A 22,573-nucleotide genomic window follows, 5' to 3' on the forward strand; every position below is an offset into this window, starting at 1 on the left:
CAGTTAGTCAGAAATAGGAATATCAATTACAGCCAGGCAGCCTCTGCCTGGCTGACTTTCTATATCGAATTCACCTTCCAGCATTTTTACCTTTGCACGAATGCCTTCCAGCCCCAATCCAAGCGATAGGGAATTCATATCCATCCCTTTACCATTATCCTCCACAGTAAGATTGAGGCTTTGGGGATGTCGGATGATCTGTAGATGAATGCTGGTAGCCTCGGCATGTTTGAGGACATTCTGCACCAGTTCCTGGCATATTCTATATAGAGTCAGTTCTAGTTGCTCTTCCAGCCGCTCCTGTATCCCTAGGACCTGGAGGCTGGCTTCCATCTGCGGACTTTGGTTGAGCTGCTCGGTGAGCGTCTGCAAGGCCGAAGCCAATCCAAATCGAGTGAGCGATACCGGAGACATATTATGTGCGATGCGCCGTACTTCCTCTATGGCCTCATCCATCCTGCCTAAGGTGTCTGAGGTAAAGTTGGCCTCGGGATTTGGAGCATGCTGCAGCTGCATCCGGATGGTGGATAGCAGGGAGCCCAAGCTATCATGCAGCTCACCCGCAATCCGCTTCCTTTCCTCTTCCTGGGTCTTGATAATATCTCTGAGATGACTGTTTTTTTGTTTTTCCACCATGGTGACCAGCGCCTGTTTTTCGGCAATTTCTGACCTTATCTCCTCATTCAGCAGGAGGGTTTTTTCATGCGTTCGGGCATTTTCTATGATCAGCCCACCTTGATTGGCCGTCAGGGTGATCCATCGGATCAGGTCTCCTTCCATGGGGATCGTGGCCAGGCTATATTCCAGATAGATGACCATGGTCAGATAGCTGTTGAGGCTGATGGGAAGGATGAGAAAGGACTTCACACCTTTTTCTTGTAATTGACGCACCTCGGAGAAGCCTCTTTCCGTGTCCAACTGGCTTACGATAAGTGGAGACTGACTTCGGTGGCACATCATCATCAGCCCTGCAGGATACTTGTCAGGGTACTCCATGCTGGATAATAATCTTTTGCTTTGATGATCGATTACCTCCCCTTTATTTTCTATCCATTCCAGCACCACGCGATCTGCGCCGGCGATTCGCAAGAGCATGTTCATCAGTTTCTGCCGCAAGGGGGAGAGCTGTAGGTCGCCGCTGAGCTCCCGCTGGATGGATTCGATATCGGGATAGTTCCAGTGGTTATTCTTCGCTAAGATTCCTCGAAATTGCAGCGTAAGCTGCCGCACCTTAGCATGAGCTTCCCATTCTGAATAGGACTCTATGGCCGTATTTAATGCCTTTAGGCCCGGCTTTATCTTCCCTCCAGCCAGTAAGTACCGCGCATAGGCCTCATGAGCCATCGCTCTATCACTGAGGCTGTGATCGGCGGAAGCGATGGATTTTTGATAGGTTTCTTCCACCTCTTTTTGGGCCTCTCCATGGATTCTTTTCCATTCTGCGAGTAATAAATAATAGGCGGATCGGTAATTCTGCGGAGCATGTTTTCTCCATCTATTCAGCTGATCGAGTAGTTGCTGTAGGGAATTGATATGTTTTTTTTGCCTGACTTCGTCAATATTATGCCAGTTTAAAGTCAGCGATAAGGCCAGAAGACTGAGGTTTGCAGGGACCAAAGGCGATCCTTCCTGTAGCTTCCGGTTGTTATTTGCTTCCTCAGCACAATGGAAAGCTTGCTCATAATGGCCAAATAATAAATAGTACCTTGCCCAAACATGATTTCGATAAAATCGCTCCTCCTGAATGGTGAGCTTGGCCGCCAGCCAACTGGGCTGTTGGCGGGGAATCGCAAAATAAGGGGAGTCGCCAAGGAGGAATTTCACCAGGCTCTTTTGGTAGTGAGTGATATAATAGGTGAGCTCCATGCCTGGGTAGGACTCCTCAAAAGTGAATTCCATTAAGGATCCTAAGGGAAGCCCCGCTATAAAATGCAAATTGAAAAGGTGGGTTTTGAGAATGTATAAGCCAATCAAGTCGCCGACTTTTCTCCCGGCTTCCATCCCTTCCTCTAATAAGGGCATGGAATTAATAAAGGGCTGCTTCCAGGGGGAGATATAAAATGCGTAAACCCCATATACCCGACATCGGTATTCCTGATCATTCATGGACTTATTATGGGTAAGACCATATTGCCCCAGCATAAATCCCTTATCGATATCTCCCGAGATGATGGTCATGCGCCCATAGCTGACATAGCCGATCGCCATGACTCCTTCGGTAGCGCTCTTTGCCGCTCGGATAATGATCTGGCTTGCTGCCCAGGTCATCAGGGTGTCGGAGGTGTGATGCAGGGCCATGCCACCGACATATAATAGTCTCAGGATCATCCTTTCATCAGTACTCAGTACCCCCGATGGCACGCTCCGGTGAATCCCATAATCATGAATCGTGGGGCTAAGAGACTGGATGACCTGAAGGAGTTCCTGCTCGCTATCTGGGATATTTAGTCCCAGTTCGGCCAGCGCTTCCTTCAGGATGGTGATCACTTTCCGGTACCTCCCGAGGTGATTATTGATGGTGATCTTCAGGATAAATGCCTCTGCCCGTCGGCTAGGGTCAAGTGGCCGCTCCAGGATTCGGTCTAGATAGATCTCCGCCAGATCGTATTCTCCCAGCTGATACTCGATCCTTGCCCGCTCCAAAGCCACCTGCCAGGATTGGTTTTTGAATTTCGTCCAGGGGGATTTTAGCATGAGGTCTTCTGCGACCTGAAGGGAATGGCGGGCCTGCTCATAGGCTCCATCAAACTTATAGCTTCCTGCCACCTCAATATTTAGCCGGACCAGTTCCTCTATGGATCGCTGTTCGCCAAAGAGAGCCCGGCTTTGATTGAGGTGTTGGACGGCGAGGGATCTCAGGGTGGATGGAACCGCCGGATCAGGCTGGTCTAGCAGCTGGATGCCGATACGGTAGTGCAATAAGCTTTTATCTGATTCGGGGATTTGCTGGTAGATCAGTTCGCCGAGGTGATTTTCGGAGAAACGTATCGCATTATTATTTTCGAGCAGCACCAAGCCCGAGTCAATGCCTTCCTTGATGGCGGGGAATAGCACTTCCTCCCCCAGGATCTCGCTGGCTTTAATTTGAGACAGATAAGGATTGCCTCCACATGCAAGCCAAAATAGCAGGGTTTTGGTGGAGGATTCCAGGTTGGAAAAGCGTTCATAAATGACTTTCTGAGAATTTTGCCCTTCATATTGGGCGGAGATTTTGGAGGCTTCACCCTGCCAGGTTCCATTTTTTCGGCTCAGCAGCCCATTGGCCTTCAGGCTATCGACCAGCACCTGCATATAGCTGGGATTGCCCAGGCTGGTTTCGTATAATACCTGTGATAATTCGGCAGCAATAGGTCCCTCTAGGATTTCCTCCAGGTATTGCGTGCTTTGGCTGGGACCAAAGCCCGTCAGCGGTAACGTTTCAATGTTTTTGGCCTGATGTTCCAGCCTTTCTAAGAGGGTGTTGAGCCTTTCGACATCCTCTTTGTTGTCTCTGCAGGTGGCCAGCCAGAGGGTTTTTTCGGGAGAAATAGAGGTCAATAAAAAATGAAGAAGCTTGATCCCCGAGCGGTCGGTCCACTGAAGATTATTGGTGAAAAGTAAAAGTGGTTTATCAAAATAATCAGTAAAAAACTCCAGTAGCAGTCGGAATAGACGATAGAGTTGGTTTTCTACTTTTGGCGAAGGGTTTACCGAAATTTCCAGGCTCTCCGCCAATAGGTTTAGTTCAGGGACATATTCATAGAGAAGAGGCAGATGTGCGCCGAGGCCTTGATGAAGTGCCAGGCTGAATCTTTTGAATTCAGCTTGCGGCAATTCCTTATATAGATTTCTTAAATATTCTCCAATCCCCCTTTTAATTCCGGCATAAGGAAGGCTTACCTGCTGGGGGAGATGATTCATTTCGATCAACACAAAGGAGTCTGCATAGGCATCCAGATGCTTATGGAGCAGGTGTGATTTGCCGATTCCAGAAGGACCTGTGATCACCATTCCCGCAAAATCCGCCTTGCCTGCAATACTAGATTGCAGAAATTGATGGATCTTAGCGGCTATCTTTGGGTGGCTATTTCCAAGAAGTGAGTATGGGGAAGGTTCAGACATTGTATAGCGTGCATGAATGATTGACAACTAGGCTCAGACGAAACCCTTGCGGGATACAGGACTGCAATATAATCCAAAAACCACCTGGGTCCGCCATCCGCCCCCTTAGTAAAACCCTGATAAAGCATTCAATGGGCGATGCATAATATTGGCGATGCCTGGATGTGGGTTTTTAGTGAAGGATGAGTGGTTTTTGCTGGCGCAATGCCCATAATCCTATATAGGTGATGGCTGCATTGACGAGTAATATTTCGAATCCAAACTGATATCCGCCGAGCCAGGAGGCGGAATTATAGTCAAGGATAAAACTCAATATAGGACTTAGAAGGCATAATGCCGGTACCCAGCGGTCCTTGATCTGCACGGTATTGGTCAGGCCAAAGGCAAATAGGCCAAGTAAAGGCCCGTAAGTAAACCCGGCGGCCTTGAACACTGCGCTGACCACACTGCTATTATTGAGCAGGTCGAACAGGACGATCACCAGGAATATCAGCACCGTAAAGCCAATATGAACCTTCAGACGAGTGGACTGCTGTTGTTTTCCGGGTTTATTAGGAAGGTCAAGGATATCCACACAGAAGGAGGTGGTAAGTGCCGTCAAGGCTGAATCAGCGCTGCTGAATGCCGCTGCAATGATTCCCAATAAAAAGGTGATCCCCGCTAGTACCCCAAAGTGATCCAGGGCTAAAATCGGATACAGCTCATCTGTGGATTCGGGGATGCTGATATTGTATTGCTCAGCATAATAGTACAACAGGACACCCAGGGAAAGGAAGAAGATATTGGATATAAAGAAACTGATCGAAAACCAGAGGATGTTTTTCTTTGCTTCCTTCTGATCCCTGCAGGTGAGGTTTTTTTGCATCACATTTTGGTCAAGACCATTCATGGTGATGGTGATGAATATTCCTGCAAGGAACATTTTGAAGAAATTTTTATTGGATAGTGGATCCCATTCAAATATGGTGGATAGCGGGCTGGCCTGTACGGTGTGGACGAGGTCCATAGCGCCGAAGTCGAGTTTTTGGCAGATAATAATGATGCTGATCACCACGGCTAGCAGTAGGAAGGTAGTCTGCAGGGTGTCTGTCCATACGATGGTTTTGATGCCCCCCTTATAGGTATAGAGCCAGATCAGTGCTGCAGTGGTGAGGACAGTCACAAAAAAGGGTATGTTGAAAGCATCAAAAAAGGCAATCTGGAGGACGGTAGCAGCTAGAAAAAGCCGAAAAGAGGCTCCTATCGTTTGGGATACCAGGAAGATGACAGAACCTGACAGGTAGGATCTAGGGCCAAATCGATCCCTTAAATACTCATATATAGAGATTAGTTTGAGCTTATAAAAAAGCGGAATCAGCACCAAAGCGATCACTGCATAGCCGACCATATTTCCCATCACAAATTGCAGATAGGTCCAGGAGCTATTGCCGACTTCGCCGGGTACTGAGATGAAGGTGACCCCCGATAGGGAGGCGCCCACCATTCCAAAAGCTACCAAGTACCAAGGGGATTGTCTGTTGCCGGTGTAGAAGGTCAGTTCGTCAGAGTGGCGTGAGGTGAAATAACTAATGAGCATTAATAATAAAAAATACCCGATAATAATCCCTAAAACCAATCCTTCGCTCATTCCTTTACTAGTTTAATTGCCTTATTTGTTCCCTTGGTCTTTACCCATATAGGTGGAGAGGGCTTACTTTCTTTATGTAAGCGATTGAACCCCGTGATAATATAGCTATATTCTTTATGCTTTTCCACATTGTGATCTATCCAATGATGTTTTCCATTGGGCGAGGCTCGGACTTTGGCCAGGATGCTGGAGGAGAGTGAGGAGTCTGGCTGATCTGGGGCGGTCGATTCGCTTCTATAAATCACAAAATAATCGGCCTCGCCTGCCCATGAGAGCGCTAGACCTTCGGCAGGATTACCCTTCGCCAGAGGCCGGCTTGGCGCCAATGGGAGGGTGGACTCGAGCCACGGCATCAATGGCGGGATCGCTGGGGTAGGATAAAGTACCTTAAACTGCTCGCTCACTTTTTCCTTATCCTCCACGATGGTCCTTGCACTGAAATACATGCTTCCATGGACCTCTTCAAAACTACGGTTGAAAGTGATTTGGTTGATCACTTCTGCTTTGTCCTCCCAGCCTTTTTGGCCAAGCCGATAGATTCCTTGGCCGATGTACACATGCTTGCCATAGCTATGTTCTACCCACCACTGTACCAGCGTCTTGTATTCTGCCAGCTCAAAGCCGATATGCCAATAGATCTGGGGAGTGATATAATCCACCCAGCCTTCACGCAGCCACTTCAGGACATCGGCATATAGATCATCATAATTGGTTTGGCCAGCCTGTGTGGCTGATCCTTCCGGGTCTTTGTCTTTATTTCTCCATACGCCAAATGGGCTTATCCCAAATTTCACGAAAGGCTTTTCTTTCTTGATTCTTTCGGCGAGTGTCTCCACGAAATAGTCCACATTAGCTCTTCTCCATTCCTCTATTTCAGTAAATCGTGCCCCGTATTTCTTGAAAGACTGCTGATCTGGGAAGTCCTCTCCGGCGATTTTATAAGGGTAAAAATAATCATCAAAATGCACGGCATCCAGATCGTAATGCCTGACCACTTCTATGATTGCATTGAGCACATATTCCCGTGCTTCGGGGATGCCGGGATCATAATACCACTTGCCGCCGTAGCTTACGAACCACTCTGGATGGCTGACCATGGGATGAGAAGGAGCGGGGATAAAGTTCTTACTATTGGAGGCGCGATAGGGGTTAAACCAAGCATGAAACTCCATATTTCTATTTTTTGCCTCCTCGATCATAAATTGTAGTGGATTGTAATAGGGCTGAGGGGCCTGGCCCTGGGTTCCGGTAAGATAGGCAGACCAAGGCTCATAGCTTGAGGGGTAAAAGCTGTCAGCCGTGGGACGGATCTGCATGATGACAGCATTCATGCCTGCCGCCTGCAACTTGTCCAATAGCTGAATATATTCTGCTTTTTGTTCATAACTGCTCAGTCCAGGTTTTGAGGGCCAATCTATATTGTTTACCGTAGCGATCCATGCCGCACGCAGTTCCCTTTTAGGTGACTGAGCATATAAGGGGCTGCTGATCATGATAGCAATAGCTAGTACTGCAATAAGTGAAAGTATTCTCATGGGTGGGGCAAATCTATTTTTCCTGATGAAAGTGATCTATCGCATTTTGAACTGAGCCGTGGTTTCGCAATAATTCAGCCGCTTGCAGATAGCTTAAAGAAGGGATTTCTTCCATCAGCATCCGGGTGCCACGATCGACCAGCTTATTGTTTGACAGCTGCATATGGACCATTTTATTACCTTTTACTTTTCCTGCAAGGATCATCAGGCTGGTGCTGATCATATTGAGGACCATTTTCTGTGCTGAGCCGGACTTCATTCGGGTACTTCCAGTGACAAATTCCGCTCCCACTTCCACTTCTATTGGGTAATGGGCGGCTTCGGAGACCTTAGCATTGGCATTGCAAGCGATGCTTCCTGTAAGTATGCCCGCCTTGGAGGCTTCTTTTAGGCCGCCGATGACATAGGGAGTTCTGCCTGAGGCGGCGATGCCGATGAGGCAGTCTTTCTCGGTGATTCCAGCGCTTTGCAGGTCTATCCAGGCTTGATCGCTATTGTCTTCCGCACCCTCCACGGCATGGCGGATAGCTCGATCCCCTCCGGCGATGATTCCGGTGAATAAAGAGGGATCAGCACCGTAAGTAGGAGGGATCTCCGAGGCGTCCAGGATGCCCAGCCTTCCCGAGGTGCCCGCTCCAATATAAAATACCCTTCCTCCATTTTGCATTCTCCTGGCAATGGCCGCTACGAGTGTTTTTATAGAAGGGATGACCTCCTCGACGGCGAGGGCTACTTTTTTATCTTCTTGATTGATTTTAATAAGCAGCTCTTCGGCGGACATCTTGTCCAGGTCTGTGTGGAGCGATGAGGATTCTGTTGCAAGCATAACTATGTTTTATTTGATAGCAGGGATGGTTTTGGAATGGTACTTTACCAAGCCTTCCATGGGATGCTGAATGATGGATTTTATCTTAAGCCCTAGGGACTCGGCAGTTTCCTGGAGAAATTCACTGAAATGATAGGCGATAGAGCCTGTAAATGCGATGGGAGGACATTTGCCTACCTCATAGGAAAATACATAATATTCAAAGAACTTTTGGAAATTCGAGCGAATGATGGCCTGGCAGGCAGGGTGTGCAGCGTGCTTTAGGAGAAATGGGGTGAAGGAAGCCAAAAATCGATTGGCCTGAGGCTTATTATAGATTTTGTCAAGAATCTCCCGTAGGTCCATATCATAGGTTTTATGAAAATCATCTATAATACTTCGATCAATATTGCCCTGAAGAATAAGAGCGATCAGGTCCTTGCAGAGCACAGTTCCTGAGCCCCAGTCTGCGAGGATATAGCCTAAGGAAGGGACATTGTCCAGGAGGTTTTTGCCATCATATACGCAGGAATTGGCGCCTGTCCCGAGGATACAGGCAATACCCGCCTGATCCTGAAGTAGGCTTCTGGCGGCCCCAAGGATATCTCCGTACACCTCGGTGGGCAGAGGACTTGAGATGACCCTGTCTATGGCCTCCTGCATCTGGGCCACCTTGGCCGGTAGGCCACATCCTGCACCATAGAAAATAACCTTGTCCACGGAGCCGGCGATGGGGGAAACTTTCTCTCGAATGACTTCAGCAATCTCCGATACAGACAGAAAATAAGGGTTTAAACCCTTACAAATGGCTGTTCCCTTGGTGTTTCCTGCTTCATCTACCAGCCTCCAGTCGGTCTTGGTGGAGCCACTATCTGCAAGTAATAGCATATATTGAGGTTTAATGTCGATATTATTTAGTATAAACGCAGGGTGTATACTCTTAATACAAAGATGTTGGGATTAGATTTTTTGTACATCCCTGAAAATGGGGATTTCCTACAATCACTGGATTAGTAATATTTCTGGTATAGGTTATGGAGAATCCTGATCTCATTCTCCGTCAATGGCGCTTGGATATCGCGCTGTATAAAGTGCAGCTTGAAGGCTCGAATGGCGGCCGGAAGGTCGCTGGTGTCATAGCCAATGATCTTTAGAGCATTCCGAATATTAAAACCCGCTGGCACCAACTCCATCATGACTTCCTCCGTTTTATAGTTTTCATTATCCACCGGGATATCCACGGTCATGATCATAAAGTCATCATACCATAATCCATAGCCATTCTCAGCCAGGGTCTTCCAAGGGAACAAAGGACTGGGGTCCACCTTGCGGGTGGGAGCTATGTCGGAGTGACCTATGATATTGGCTGCCGGGATATTGTAGCGCTCTTTTAGTTCATGGAGGAGTTTTAGTAAACTGGATATTTGCGCTTCGCTAAAAGGTTCTGATCCATTATTATCCAGCTCTATTCCAAGAGAGGAGGAGTTGAGGTCGGTGTCCTGTCCCCATCTGCCGCGTCCGGCATGCCAGGCACGCAGGTAATCGTTCAGCATCTGAACCACTTCACCATCTCTGCCTACCACATAGTGTGAACTCACCTGGGTGTGGGGGACGGTGAAGGTGTGGATGGTCTGTGCCAGCGAGTCCTGCGCGGTATGATGAATGATAATATAGTTTGGTTTGCGAATACTGAAATTAGTCGTGCCCACCCAGAGGTCGTTGAGATGGGTGCTGTCTGAGGCATTTTCTTTTACTGGTGGGGTGGCGGTGATTTTTTCCACTTGGGATTCCACTTGTTTTTGATGTGCTTTATTAAGCTGTGCATAGGGCTTGGGGCTGCACGAATACATCACTATCCCTAAGCTGAGGAAGAGGAAAATACGCTGATAGCTGCTGAGAATCATAATTGGGGTTTCAGAAGTGAATGTTTAATATACAAATATCGCTCAAAAAACCGGGCTTTTGCTCACCGAAAACAGGGATTTGGGGAGAGAGAAATGGGATGGTCTAATAGAGAGGAGAGGACTGGAAGAAGGGGGATTCGAAAGTGGAGAGGTAAGTTATACCAAAAAAATACAGAGTATCGTAAACGTGCTTTCTCACTGATGGGGATAGAATGATAGGAAGGGGAGAATGTCTAAAATATATAAGTCATCTTTAACCGATCAATCGTCTCTTATAAGCATTGTTTACTAGCTCAGCCGTGTTTTTGGCTTGTAGTTTATAGAGTAGGTTTTTGCGGTGGGTTTCCACGGTGTTTTTGCTGATGAAGAGGATTTCTGCTATTTCCTGAGTGGTATGACCCACAGCGATGCTTTCTAGCACTTCCTGCTCTCGTTGGGAGAGTTTTTCATTGACCTGCATGCGGCTAGGGTTCTTCATAAAGCTGGTGAGGAGAGTCTTACTGACTTCTTCTCCCAAATAGGTGCCTCCTGAGTAAAGCGTTTGGAGGGCCAGAACCAAATCTTTCTTGCCGGTATTCTTCAGAATATACCCTTGCGCTCCGGTTTTTAGCATATCCGAGATATAGTGGCGGTCATTATGCATGCTAAGCCCCAGGACCTTGAGGCTTTTATGACTTTTTAGCAGTCGTTTGGTGGCTTCCAGACCATCCATGATGGGCATATTGATGTCCATGATGACTATGTCCACCGGCCTTGCCTCACAATAATCCAATGCTTCCTGCCCATTCAAGGCTTCCCCCACCACCTTAATGCCCGGAATGTCCGTAAGCATCGCCTTCAGCCCATCAATAAACATCCGGTGATCATCGGCTATGAGTACATTGATATTATCGGCGGTCTTCTTGAATGAGGTTTCCATTGGATTGCTGGTTAGGAAGTTATAAGGACAAGTAAGTTTAATTTAACCAAAATTAACAATAGATTTACAGGAACGGCAGTTGGCTAAGGTCTGGTGAATGGTGCTTATTATTAGGTAAAAGGTGTCATATTGAGTGTAATTGGTGATTTTGACTATGAAAATGATTTTTTTCATTATTCGTAAAATCACTGTTTTCAGGGATGCTGTTTTAGGATTTTTGGTGCTTATTTTATGCTAAACTATAAATGACAAAGGAGAGGATGATTAATTTAAAAAGGCGAATAGCACTAAATAGCATCTCAACCTTGCTATTTGGCCTGTCCCTGGGACTGCTGATGCTGGGCTGTACTCGATCGACATTTAGGATCATTGAAAAACCGATACTGTTCAACGAAGAGCGTATAGCCCTCTCTCAGGAATATTTGGCTGATCATTATGGACTGATCCAGGATTACCCCTCCATCGAACCCAAAATGGTGGTATTGCACTGGACGGCTATCCCTGATGTGGAGCGGTCGTACTCGGCCATGAACCCGGTTTTACTGCCTGGCAGCAGAACGGGGATCGCCTCGGCAAGTGCTTTAAATGTATCGGCCCATTTTCTGGTGGATAGAGATGGGACCATATTCCGGCAAATGCCGGATACCCTAATGGCCAGGCATGTGATAGGACTAAATCACTGTGCCATAGGGGTGGAAAATGTGGGCGGCCCCAAGGCCCAACTTACCAAGGCTCAGCTGAAAGCTAATGAAGCATTGATAAGGTATTTGGCAGCAAAATATGATATTCAATATATCATCGGTCATTATGAGTATAAGGCTTTTGAGGGGCATCCATTATGGAAGGAACTGGATGAGGGCTATCGCACCAGCAAAACCGATCCGGGAGAGAAATTTATGAAAAAAATCCGAACGCGCTTAAGTGATTTGGACCTGAAGGAAATAGGAGATTGATGAGAGATGAAACCTGAAATCTTCCTTATCCAAAATGACACTCTTCTTCTTTGGTGCATAGGCTCATACATAGGTATTGTATCCAGACAAAGCTTCTAAATCAGTCGAAAGCCATAAGTTTTCGACCGTCCCGAAGCTGTCTAAGGGCCCGCCGCTCCTTAGCTTTTCCTTTTCTTATATTTTCAGTTCATCCCGACCTTCGCCGCGAATGACTGATCCCTCCTGCCTAATCGGATAAAAATAAACGGGAGCCAACTCTTTATTAAAAGAAGAGCTGGCTCCCGAAATAGGTATCTGATTAATTTAACTTGTTCAAAAACTTGAAAAATTCAGAGTCTGTGGATAGAATGATACTTGTGTTTTCGTCAAATGATTTTTCATAACTTTCCATAGTTCTGAGGAATTTATACAATTCGACGGTTTGTCTGTTTTGATTATAGGCATTGGCATAGATAGCAGTAGCTTCGGCATCGGCGAGTCCTTTGATTTCTTCTGCCTCACGAAATGCCTCCGATTGGATTTTAGCCAAATCCCTTTCTTTATCTCCCTGGATTTTACGCGCTTGGCCCTGCCCCTCCGAGCGGAACTGATCTGCAATACGATTCCTTTCACTGATCATTCGATCATATACCCTGTCTCGTACTTCGTTTACGTAATTCATTCGTTTGAATTTGAAGTCAAGTATTCGGACGCCAAGGTCAGTGGTACGTTCATTGGCTTTGGTGAGGACAATTTCCTCGATCTTCTCCCTACCAAAGGAAATTTCTTCAAGAATTTCTAATTCCTCCATGAAATCTTCTGTTACCTCTGGATCACGATTAGAAGATCGGACGACGTCCAGCAGATTATGGCTGGCTATGGCATTACGGGTCTCACCATCCAGGATGTCATCTAATCTTGACTGTGCAGATCTTTCGTCCCTAAGTCGGATAAAGAACTGTAAAGGATCCGTGATTTCCCAACGGGCATAGGTATCCACGAAGATAAACTTTTTGTCTTTGGTGGGCACCTGATTACGATCTCCATCCCATTCCAAATACCTTTTGTCGAAGAACTGTACTTTTTGTAAAAAAGGCACTTTAAAGTTGATCCCCGGTGTGGTACGTGGTTCACCGATAGGCTTTCCGAACTGCGTTACGATGGACTGTTTGGTTTCATCCTGAATAAAGATGCTACTGTTTACAGTGATCAATAAGATGACTCCTATGACGATATATATGATTATGCGCTTATTCATTTTTCAGAACCTCCTTTTTTGTCCAGATTTAATAGGGGCAATACGTTATTACCTTTTTCATCTACTATGACTTTATTCTCAAGTTTAGGTAAGATTTTTTCCATTGTTTCCAGATAAATCCGTTGCTTGGTTACTTCTGGAGCCTTGATATAAGCCTCATAGAGCGAAATAAATCGTTCTGCTTCCCCTTTTGCCCGGTTTACCCTGTTTAATGCATAAGCTTCTGCCAGCTCTATGGTTTCCAGCGCCTCTCCCCGTGCTCTGGGAATGATACGGTTGTAGTCTGCTTCAGCTTGATTGATAAGGGTTTCCCTTTCCTGTTGAGCCTCATTGACCGCATTAAAGGAGGGCTTGACGGGATCAGGTGGATTGACATCCTGTAAGACCACCTGATCTATACGGATGCCATTCTCATATTCATTACATAGTTCCTGCAATAGCTGCTCAACGCTACTGGCAATTTCCTGTCTTCCTACGGTAAGCACTTCATTAACGGTACGGTCACCGACTATTTTTCGCATGGCAGCTTCAGACATATCACGAAGAGTCTTGTCGGCATTTCTAACTTTGAAAAGATACTTATAGGAATCACTGATTCTATACTGTACAACCCATTCTACATCGGTAAGGTTTAGGTCACCAGTAAGCATGGTGGATTCGCCTACGTACCCTTCTTTGACATAGCTGGAATGTTGTCCGGCAGTTCCTGTTCGAAAGCCAAATTCCTGTTTTAGTTGCCTTTGAACAGGTATTTTGTGCATTCTCTCGATGCCAAATGGCCAGGTGAAATTTAGTCCGGGCGGCACAGTGCGGTTATATTTACCCATTTGAATGACCACCCCTTCCTCTTCCGGCCCGACCGTATGGATGGAACTGAACGCAACGATAATGATCACAAATCCCCAGATGATCTTCCTGAGGTTTCTTTTGATCATATCGGGATCAATATTGACGTTAAATTTTTTGTTACTCATGAGAAGTATGTGTTTTTAAAGCTAATGAAGGATCAATAATCAAAAAAATATTGAGACCACCACGAGGAAAGGCCTGAAATGTCCATGTTATTTCAAAATGGGCCTTTGCAGGTCTGGTAGTTAGTTTTCGTATTGTGGTGATTTTAGAATATCCCTGTTTTCAGGGATGGAACAGATTGATTTTTTAGGAAAATTTGACCAAAGAAAATAAGAGAGAAATAATCATGGGCAATTGACAGTGGACCCAAAATCAATATTGTACTCATTTTTATTTCGCTCTTATCGATAATTAATTCACTTAACTATTATCTAAAATGTCAAACATGAAAAAACTTTTACGCTGTTGCTTGGTAATGGCTTGTTTTCTCCTGTTCCATTTTCAGCTGATAGCCCAGACTAATACAGTTTCCGGGACTATTACCAGTGCTGAGGATGGAGGGACTCTTCCGGGAGTTAGTGTCTTAGTAAAAGGCACCACTAAAGGAGTATCATCAGATGTAAACGGTAAATACCAAATAGAGGTGGCCAAGGGTCAGACTTTGGTATTTAGCTTTATTGGGATGGTTACCACCGAAAGAGAAGTAGGAAACCAGTCAGTCATTGATCTGGCATTAAATTCGGATGCCAAAAGCCTGGATGAGGTGGTCGTCGTGGGGTATGGTACCCAGAAAAGAAGTGATCTTACCGGGGCTGTTGCCACCGTGGACACCAAGGTATTGGAGTCTCGTCCCATCACAGATGTGGGTAGAGGACTGCAAGGTACCACTCCTGGGCTTACCGTCACCACTCCTAGTGGCCAGATCGGGGATAATCCTACCATCCGACTGAGAGGGATGACCGGGACACTCAGTAATTCCGGAGGCGCTCAGCCTTTGATCCTTGTGGATAATGTGGAAATCCCAAACCTCCAAATGATCAATCCCGAGGATATTGAGTCCATTTCCGTATTGAAGGACGCTGCTTCAGCCTCTATATATGGTTCTCGAGGTGCATGGGGGGTAATCCTGATTACCACCAAATCCGGCAAACGCGGAGAAGCCCCAAAAGTTAATTATTCTAATAACTTCTCCTGGGCCACTCCGACCAAGACTCCCCAAATAGCACCTGCCGCTGATGGAGCAGAGATGGCATTTAGGGCCTTGCAAAGAACCAACCCTTCCACCAATGTATTTGGCGTGGTCGGAATGTACTTTGATGAGGAAGGAATCCAGAAAATGAGAGAATGGGAACAGAATTACGGCGGCCAGGATTTAGGAAACGATATGGTCTTGGGACGTGATTTTGAGATTAGAGACGGTCGTCTCTTCTTCTACCGCCCATGGGATGCAGGTGATATGTTTATGGAAAATTGGACCCCTCAGCAGAAACATGATATCTCCGTATCCGGAGGAAGTGAAAAAACCAACTACCGTATGGGTATTGGTTACCTGGGCCAAAACGGCGTGCTGAAGGTCAATCCTGACGAATTTGACCGCTACTCTGTCGATCTAAGCGTAAATACCTCGGTGACCGACTGGATGGATGTGAGAGGCAAAGTCCTGTATAGCAAAACCAGATTTACGAAGCCTTTTTACTTTAGCTCTAATACCTACGATCCTTGGTATTATCTGTACAGATGGCCTCAAAACTACCCTTACGGTACTTATGAAGGATACCCATTCCGCAGCGCGGTGACAGAGGTGAGCCAGGCCAAGATGAACGAAGAAACTACTTCACTAGCCAGAATCAACCTTGGTACCACCATCAGACCCTTACCAGGCCTGAGCATCGATGCCAACTATACCTTTGACTCTAATAACTTCCATGATCATCAAACGGGTGGAGAGGTGTCAGCGTATAATTTTTGGTCCACTGGTGCCAACTTACAGTATGCCCCTTATACCAGTGCTTCTTATAATCGCGTGATTTATGGCTCCAGCTGGAGTAATAGAAATGTCGGGAAGGTATTTGGTACTTATGAAAAAACCTTTGAAGACCATGACCTGAAATTCATGGCTGGTGGTGACCTTGAATCTTACGAATATTGGTATCACAGCTCTCAAAGAAGGGATCTAATGGATATGGATAAGGGAGAGCTAGACCTCGCTTCTGGTGATCAGTTTGTGGATGGATCACGGAATGTATGGGCCACGATGGGAGTTTTTGGTCGTGTAAATTATGACTATAAAGACAAATATTTCCTCGAGCTAAATGGCCGTTATGATGGTTCTTCGAGACTATCGCCTACAGAGAGATGGGCGTTTTTCCCATCCATGTCTGCCGGATATGTCCTGAGTGAGGAGCCATTTATGGAAAGTATCACTCCGGTGATGTCCTTCTTGAAGCTACGAGCGAGCTGGGGAGCCATCGGCAACCAAAATGCCTACCTAAGTGATATTTACAGAATTATGTCTTCCTATTCTTCTGGATGGTTAGTAGGTAGTGATAATAAATTGACCTTCAGCACTCCAGGAGCCTTGCCTTCTTCCTTGACCTGGGAGACGGTAGAGACTTTGGATTTTGGCCTTGATGCCCGATTCTTTATGGATAAGTTAGGCGTTACCTTTGACTGGTACCAGCGTACCACCAAGAATATGCATAGTGCAGGGGAGGTATTACCCGCCTCTTATGGTACCAGCGCCACCAAGCAGAATCTGGGAGAACTGGAAACTACAGGCTTCGAATTGGCGATCGATTATTCTCATTCTTTTTCTGGTGGCCTGACCTTGAATGCTGTGGCGACCTTATCGGATTTCCAGGAAAAAATCACCGCCTTCGCAGATAATAAGAGCATTTACTCCAATAGAGAAGGACGAGTGCTGGGTGAAATCTGGGGATATGAAACAGACCGATTATTTACTAATGATGATTTTGTGAAAGATGCCAATGGCGACTTGTTGCTTCAGGATGGTAAATATGTGATGCAGGAAGGCATCGCCTCTCAGTCGCTTTTCGAAAACAGTTGGTTCTTCTATGGCCCAGGTGATGTGAAGTACAAAGACCTTGACGGTGATGGTGAGATCAGCTACGGCTCCAATACTGTGGATGATCATGGCGACCTTAAGGTAATCGGAAACTCCACCCCACGATACCAATATGGATTCCGCCTTGGTGGGGATTATAAAGGGCTGGACTTCAGCTTCTTCATTCAGGGTGTAGGGAAGAGAGATTACTGGGCAAACGGCCCCATCTTCGTACCGGGATACCGTCCAGGCGAAGCGTGGTACGAGCACCAGTTAGATTATTGGACCCCGGAGAATCCAGATGCTTACTATCCACGACCTACCGATCAGGGGCAAAGCAGCAACTCTAGAAACTTCCTGAGACAATCAAGATACCTGCTGGATATGTCTTATATGAGAATGAAAAATATTACCATAGGTTATTCCCTGCCTCAGTCGCTGATCAGCAAATGGAATATTGACAAAGTACGTGTGTACTTCAGTGGGGAAAATCTGTTCGAATTTGATAACCTGCAGTTGCCGCTAGATCCAGAAGTAGATTACACTTCTTCGGGGGCTAATGATGCCAATACATTTGGCCGGGTATATCCTTATAGCAGAAACCTTTCTTTTGGACTACAGCTAACGCTCTAAACCAAGCAAAACATGAATCGAAAAATAGTAGTGATAATAGCTGCGGTAATCGCGCTAACAGGATGTGATGATTTTCTGGAAAAACCGCCGGTAGATCAGCTTACAGATGAGACTTATTGGACTAGTGAAGATAATGTACGGAGTTTTTCCTGGGGATTTTATACCGCTTACTTTAGCGGATATGGATCAGGATATACCTGGGGGGATTTCTTCTCAGGCCAGTCCCTGAATGATGACTTTGCCCCTTCCAGCCCTTCCCAATTCAGAAGGACAGTGCCTACCAATGCGGGCTCTTATTGGAGTTTTGCCTGGGTGCGTAAGGCCAATATTTACCTGCAAAGGATCCAGACTGTGCCTATGGACGAAGAGGCGATTGCCCATTGGTCGGGCGTGGCGAGGTTTTTCAGAGCTATGGAATACCATGATCTCGTGAAGCAGTTTGGCGATGTGCCTTATTATGATCATGAGGTGGATGAAACTAATGAAGCGGATCTTTATCGTCCTCGGGATCCTAGAGAATTTGTTATGGATCGGGTATTGGAAGATCTGGAGTTTGCTGCCGCCAATGTTAGGCTTGATGATGGCAGTCCCGGACTTTCTGTGGATAAGGACGTGGTATTGGCTTTTATGTCTCGCATCATGCTCTATGAAGGTACTTGGCAAAAATATCAGGAAGGCAATACCGAAAAAGCACAGACTTACCTGGCCGCTTCCAAGTGGGCTGCCAATGAACTGATCCAATCTGGAAGATATAGCCTGGGCAATTATAGAGAGGTATTCACTTCCCTGAATCTGGCGGGGAATTCGGAGGTGATCATATTTAGACATTATGAGCCAGGCCTGATCACCCATGCGCTAAACAGCTATAATAATATGGAACCTCAGACAGGGGTGAGCAAGGATGCCGTGGAGACCTATCTGGCAAGTGATGGCCTGCCGATTACCCTTTCCCCTCTATATCAAGGAGACCAAGGCATCACCAATGTGATGGCCAATAGGGACGGTAGAATCTATGAGACGCTGGTGTCCACTGAGCTTCGCCTCAATGGTATTCAGTCTAATTACAGCACCTCAGGCTATGCCACACATAAGTTCTTAAATGAGGCCATCAAAGATGAGCCAGAAGGAAGCTCCAACCTGAACTATACCGACTCTCCAGTGATGCGTTTTGGGGAGGTGTTGATGAACTATGCTGAAGCGGCCGCAGAGCTGGCGACAGTAGGTGGTCCCGCCTTCACGCAGGCCGATCTGGACCAGTCCATTAATGTACTTCGTGACCGTCCAGGTATTCAGATGCCGCACCTTATGATGATGGGCGATGCCCCTGTCGTAAGTGGCGTTGTTTATGATGATCCTCAGCGGGATCCGGCCGTACCTTCCATGATTTGGGAGATTCGCAGAGAGCGTAGGATAGAGTTGATAATGGAAGGATTCCGCCTGGATGACTTACAGCGTTGGGCCAAATATGAATATACCGATACTCAGGACAATTCAGATATCAACCGAGGCGCTTGGATCGATCGGGCAGAATACCCGGATCTGCAAAGTAGCGTGGTCTTATCTGATGGAGAGACGGGATATATCATTCCCGCGACAGCGGAAACCTCCCAGAGAAGATTTAATGATCCTAAGGTGTACCTGGACCCTGTTCCATTGGATCAGATTACCCTGTATGCGGAGCATGGTGTGACCTTGGACCAAAATCCAGGCTGGGAAGAATGATCCCGATAGTGCCCGCCAAAAGAACGAGGAAAGTAAGCAAGAAAAAAGGATTTGATCGCTATTCAAAGTGATTTATCCCATGCCTAAAGTACAGATGCGCAGTTGCATTCTTGGGTAGCAAAGCATCAGGTTGATCTTTCTTATTGCTCTGCATGGTGGGAAAAAAAGTGAACGTGTTAATAGTTTATTAGATTTGCCCTTCTTTTCTCTGTGAAAAGAGGGGCTTTTTTCAGAAATTGACTTGACACATTATTATACCTAGAAATAAAATGAAAAACCCTTTGTTAAGATTTGTCTTATTATTCACCTGTACGATACTTTCTTTTGGAAGTATAAGGGCGCAGGATCAGGACAAAGCGCCCATTCCATTTTTAGAGAATGAATCCCCTTGGGCAGAGGCTGTATTGCAGTCACTCAGCCCGGAGGAAAGAATAGCGCAGTTGATTATGATCCCTGTTTACTCCAATAGAGATCAGGCTTATATAGATTCCATCGCCTCGCTGATCGAGGAATATAAGGTGGGAGGCTTGATCTTCTTTCAAGGTGGCCCGGGGAGGCAAGCTGCCATGACCAATCGCTACCAAAAGCTGAGCAAAGTGCCCATGATGATCTCCATTGATGCAGAATGGGGGCTGGGGATGCGCTTGGATTCTACCATGAGCTTCCCTTACCAGATGGCCTTAGGAGGAGTAGAAGATGAGAATCTGCTTTTTGAGATGGGCAGGGAGATCGCCCGACACTGTAAGCGGATTGGGGTCAATGTGAACTTTGCTCCGGTAGTTGATATCAATAATAATGCAAATAACCCTGTCATTGGGTTTCGCTCTTTTGGGGAGGACAAGCATAATGTCGCTACAAAAGCCATCGCCTATATGAAAGGGATGCAGGAAGAACACGTTTTGGCCAATGCCAAGCACTTTCCAGGGCATGGCGATACCAATGTGGATTCCCATGTGGGCTTACCACAAATTAGCTTTTCCAGGCTGAGGTTAGACTCTGTGGAGCTATATCCCTTCCGCAAGCTGATGGATGAAGGACTCGGGAGCGTGATGGTCGCTCATATGAATATCCCTGTATTGGATAATACCCCAAACCTAGCCTCGACACTTTCTAAGCCAATCGTCACCGACCTGCTGAAAGGAGAGCTGGGATACGAAGGTCTGGTTTTTACGGATGCTCTGAATATGCAGGGAGTTGCAAAATACTACCCTCCCGGAATCGTGGATGTGAAGGCCCTACTCGCTGGAAATGATATGCTTCTCAATACCATGGACGTGAAGACGACCATAGAGCAGGTGAAGCTGGCGATCGCCAATGGGGAGATTACGCAGGAAGAAGTGGACCGTCGTGTGCTGAAGGTCCTTCGGGCCAAAGACTGGCAAGGCCTTAGCAATTGGAAACCGATAGAGATGAAGGGCATTTACGAAGATCTGAATAGCTCAGCGTCCATGGATATCAATCGGAAATTGGTAGAAGCTTCTGTCACTGTCTTGAGAAATAAAAATGAGCTGCTTCCGATTCAGCATTTGGCGGAGGAAAAACTGGCCTATGTGGCCTTAGGGACTGATAAGCCAACAGCCTTCCAGGAAGGGCTGAGCAGGTATGTGGAGGCAGATCAGTTTTTAGTTCCTAAGAATATGGCTGTGGAGCAGCTGGCGGACTTATTGGACTCGCTGAAGGGCTATACCAAAGTGATCGTCGGATTGCATGAGTTGGGCTTAAAGGCTAGCGTGAAGAATTTCGGGATTACAGCAGAAATGAATTTATTTCTCAAAAACTTGATTGATCAGCAGGAGACGATCGTGACGGTATTTGGAAATGTATATAGCTTAGACAAAATAGAGAATCTCCAAAATGCCGCTGGCCTGATCACCACTTACCAGGAGTCGGCATTGACCCAGGATATCGCCTCTCAAATCATCTTCGGCGGTATCGGTGCGAGCGGGAAGCTACCCGTGACTATCAACTCTCATTTCAAAATAAATGACGGCATCAAGACCCAGGGAGGGCTCAGGTTTTCCTATGTGGAGCCCGAGCGCTTAGGTATAGCCGCTGCGCAATTGCAAGGTATTAGCGAGGAGGTTCATAAGGCTATTTCCGAAAAGGCCATTCCTGGAGCCAGTGTTTTAGTGGCCAAAGACGGGAAGGTTTTTTATCAGGAAGCTTTTGGCTATCATACGTATAAGGAGGAAAATCCCGTGAAGGTGACAGACCTCTATGACCTAGCCTCGGTGACTAAGATCAGCACCTCTTTGGCAGCTTTGATGAAGCTGCAGGGGGAGGGGAAATTTGATGTGGATAAGACCTTAGGCGATTACCTGCCCCTAGCGCAAGGCAGCAATAAGGAAAATTTAAAGTATAGAGATATTCTCACCCATCAGGCAGGCCTGACGGCCTGGATCGCCTTTTGGCAAAGTACGGTAAAGAAAAATGGACAGTTCAAATGGTTTACCTTTAAAGATCATCCGAGCAAGAGATTCCCGATTCAGGTGGCTGATCACCTCTATATTCACCGAAATTACGCCGATAAGATCTATAAGGAAATCATGAAATCGCCAGTCAGTGGGAAGCATGATTATGTGTACAGTGATCTGTCCTTTATCCTAGCTCCACTGGTGGTTAAGGAGATTTCCGGTGAAAATTTTGAGACCTACCTTCAAGAGGGCTTATATCGTCACCTTGGAGCCAGTACCCTGACCTTCAATCCCTATAGGCATTATGCTGAAGACCGCATAGTCCCTACAGAATATGACAGTTTGTTCAGAGGACAGCTGCTGGATGGTACCGTCCATGATGAGGGAGCAGCCATGTTAGGAGGTGTGAGTGGGCATGCAGGGCTCTTTGGGGATGCAAATGACCTTGCCAAGCTCATGCAGCTCTACCTTCAGGACGGGGAATACGCCAAGGAGGAGTTGATTAAAGGAAATACCGTGAGCGAATATAGCAAGTGCCAATTCTGTCCGGATAATTACCGCGCATTGGGCTTCGATAGACCTCGCAAGCCCGGAGACCCTAATGGCAATTCAGCACCAAGTGCTCCTGCAAGTAGCTTTGGTCATACGGGTTTTACAGGAACTTACGCGTGGATGGATCCAGAAAATGGCCTGGTATATATCTTTTTGTCTAATAGGGTGCATCCCACCAGAGAAAATACCAAGCTGTATCAGCTAAATACCCGCACCAATGTGCTGGAGCTGGTCTATCAAGCGCTAAATCACTAA

At 46.5% G+C, this 22,573-nt stretch carries 14 protein-coding genes; 5 read left to right on the forward strand and 9 right to left on the reverse strand.

The window, feature by feature from the left end; genetic code table 11:
* Window positions 1–3: 3 nt before the first annotated feature.
* The 6 genes from B050_RS0105400 to B050_RS0105425 form a co-directional block, all read right to left on the reverse strand.
* Window positions 4–4,101, reverse strand: a complete 4,098-nt coding sequence (locus B050_RS0105400; RefSeq protein WP_018472873.1) for an ATP-binding protein — start codon at window positions 4,099–4,101, stop codon at window positions 4–6.
* 172 nt (window positions 4,102–4,273) lie between these two features.
* The gene (locus B050_RS0105405) at window positions 4,274–5,728 is read right to left on the reverse strand and encodes a sodium:solute symporter (protein ID WP_018472874.1); all 1,455 of its coding nucleotides are present in this window, start codon (window positions 5,726–5,728) and stop codon (window positions 4,274–4,276) included.
* Complete coding sequence (locus B050_RS0105410) at window positions 5,725–7,263, reverse strand: glycoside hydrolase family 10 protein (protein WP_044201853.1); 1,539 nt, start codon at window positions 7,261–7,263, stop codon at window positions 5,725–5,727. The genes B050_RS0105405 and B050_RS0105410 overlap by 4 nt, the downstream gene beginning before the upstream one ends.
* 13 nt (window positions 7,264–7,276) lie before the next feature.
* On the reverse strand, window positions 7,277–8,089 hold the full coding sequence (gene murQ, locus B050_RS0105415; RefSeq protein WP_018472876.1) for an N-acetylmuramic acid 6-phosphate etherase: 813 nt from the start codon (window positions 8,087–8,089) through the stop codon (window positions 7,277–7,279).
* Between the two features lie 9 nt (window positions 8,090–8,098).
* Window positions 8,099–8,956, reverse strand: coding sequence for a hypothetical protein (locus tag B050_RS0105420; protein ID WP_018472877.1), 858 nt, complete (start codon window positions 8,954–8,956; stop codon window positions 8,099–8,101).
* Window positions 8,957–9,078: 122 nt separating this feature from the next.
* A complete protein-coding gene (locus B050_RS0105425) occupies window positions 9,079–9,972 on the reverse strand; it encodes an N-acetylmuramoyl-L-alanine amidase (RefSeq protein WP_044201856.1) in 894 nt (297 codons plus the stop codon).
* Window positions 9,973–10,030: 58 nt separating this feature from the next.
* Between B050_RS0105425 and B050_RS23375 the strand changes: the two genes are divergently transcribed.
* Window positions 10,031–10,174, forward strand: coding sequence for a hypothetical protein (locus B050_RS23375; RefSeq protein WP_157492584.1), 144 nt, complete (start codon window positions 10,031–10,033; stop codon window positions 10,172–10,174).
* Between the two features lie 51 nt (window positions 10,175–10,225).
* Here the strand turns inward: B050_RS23375 and B050_RS0105430 are convergent, their stop codons facing one another.
* Window positions 10,226–10,891: a response regulator gene (locus B050_RS0105430; protein ID WP_018472879.1), complete on the reverse strand. Its 666-nt coding sequence runs from the start codon at window positions 10,889–10,891 to the stop codon at window positions 10,226–10,228.
* A gap of 260 nt (window positions 10,892–11,151) precedes the next feature.
* Here B050_RS0105430 and B050_RS0105435 point away from each other — a divergent pair, with 260 nt between their 5' ends.
* Window positions 11,152–11,844, forward strand: coding sequence for an N-acetylmuramoyl-L-alanine amidase (locus B050_RS0105435; RefSeq protein ID WP_229802445.1), 693 nt, complete (start codon window positions 11,152–11,154; stop codon window positions 11,842–11,844).
* 298 nt (window positions 11,845–12,142) lie between these two features.
* Here B050_RS0105435 and hflC read toward each other — a convergent pair whose 3' ends face one another.
* A complete protein-coding gene (gene hflC, locus B050_RS0105440; RefSeq protein ID WP_018472881.1) occupies window positions 12,143–13,081 on the reverse strand; it encodes a protease modulator HflC in 939 nt (312 codons plus the stop codon).
* On the reverse strand, window positions 13,078–14,055 hold the full coding sequence (hflK, locus tag B050_RS0105445; RefSeq protein WP_018472882.1) for an FtsH protease activity modulator HflK: 978 nt from the start codon (window positions 14,053–14,055) through the stop codon (window positions 13,078–13,080). Before hflK ends, hflC begins: the two co-directional genes overlap by 4 nt.
* A gap of 323 nt (window positions 14,056–14,378) precedes the next feature.
* Here hflK and B050_RS0105450 point away from each other — a divergent pair, with 323 nt between their 5' ends.
* From B050_RS0105450 to B050_RS0105460, 3 genes are all read left to right on the forward strand, one after another.
* Window positions 14,379–17,630, forward strand: coding sequence for a SusC/RagA family TonB-linked outer membrane protein (locus tag B050_RS0105450; RefSeq protein WP_026235660.1), 3,252 nt, complete (start codon window positions 14,379–14,381; stop codon window positions 17,628–17,630).
* Between the two features lie 12 nt (window positions 17,631–17,642).
* Window positions 17,643–19,352: a RagB/SusD family nutrient uptake outer membrane protein gene (locus B050_RS0105455; protein WP_018472884.1), complete on the forward strand. Its 1,710-nt coding sequence runs from the start codon at window positions 17,643–17,645 to the stop codon at window positions 19,350–19,352.
* Between the two features lie 269 nt (window positions 19,353–19,621).
* The gene (locus tag B050_RS0105460) at window positions 19,622–22,573 is read left to right on the forward strand and encodes a glycoside hydrolase family 3 N-terminal domain-containing protein (protein ID WP_018472885.1); all 2,952 of its coding nucleotides are present in this window, start codon (window positions 19,622–19,624) and stop codon (window positions 22,571–22,573) included.

Origin of the sequence: Echinicola pacifica DSM 19836, assembly GCF_000373245.1 — a bacterium.
Taxonomy (GTDB): domain Bacteria; phylum Bacteroidota; class Bacteroidia; order Cytophagales; family Cyclobacteriaceae; genus Echinicola; species Echinicola pacifica.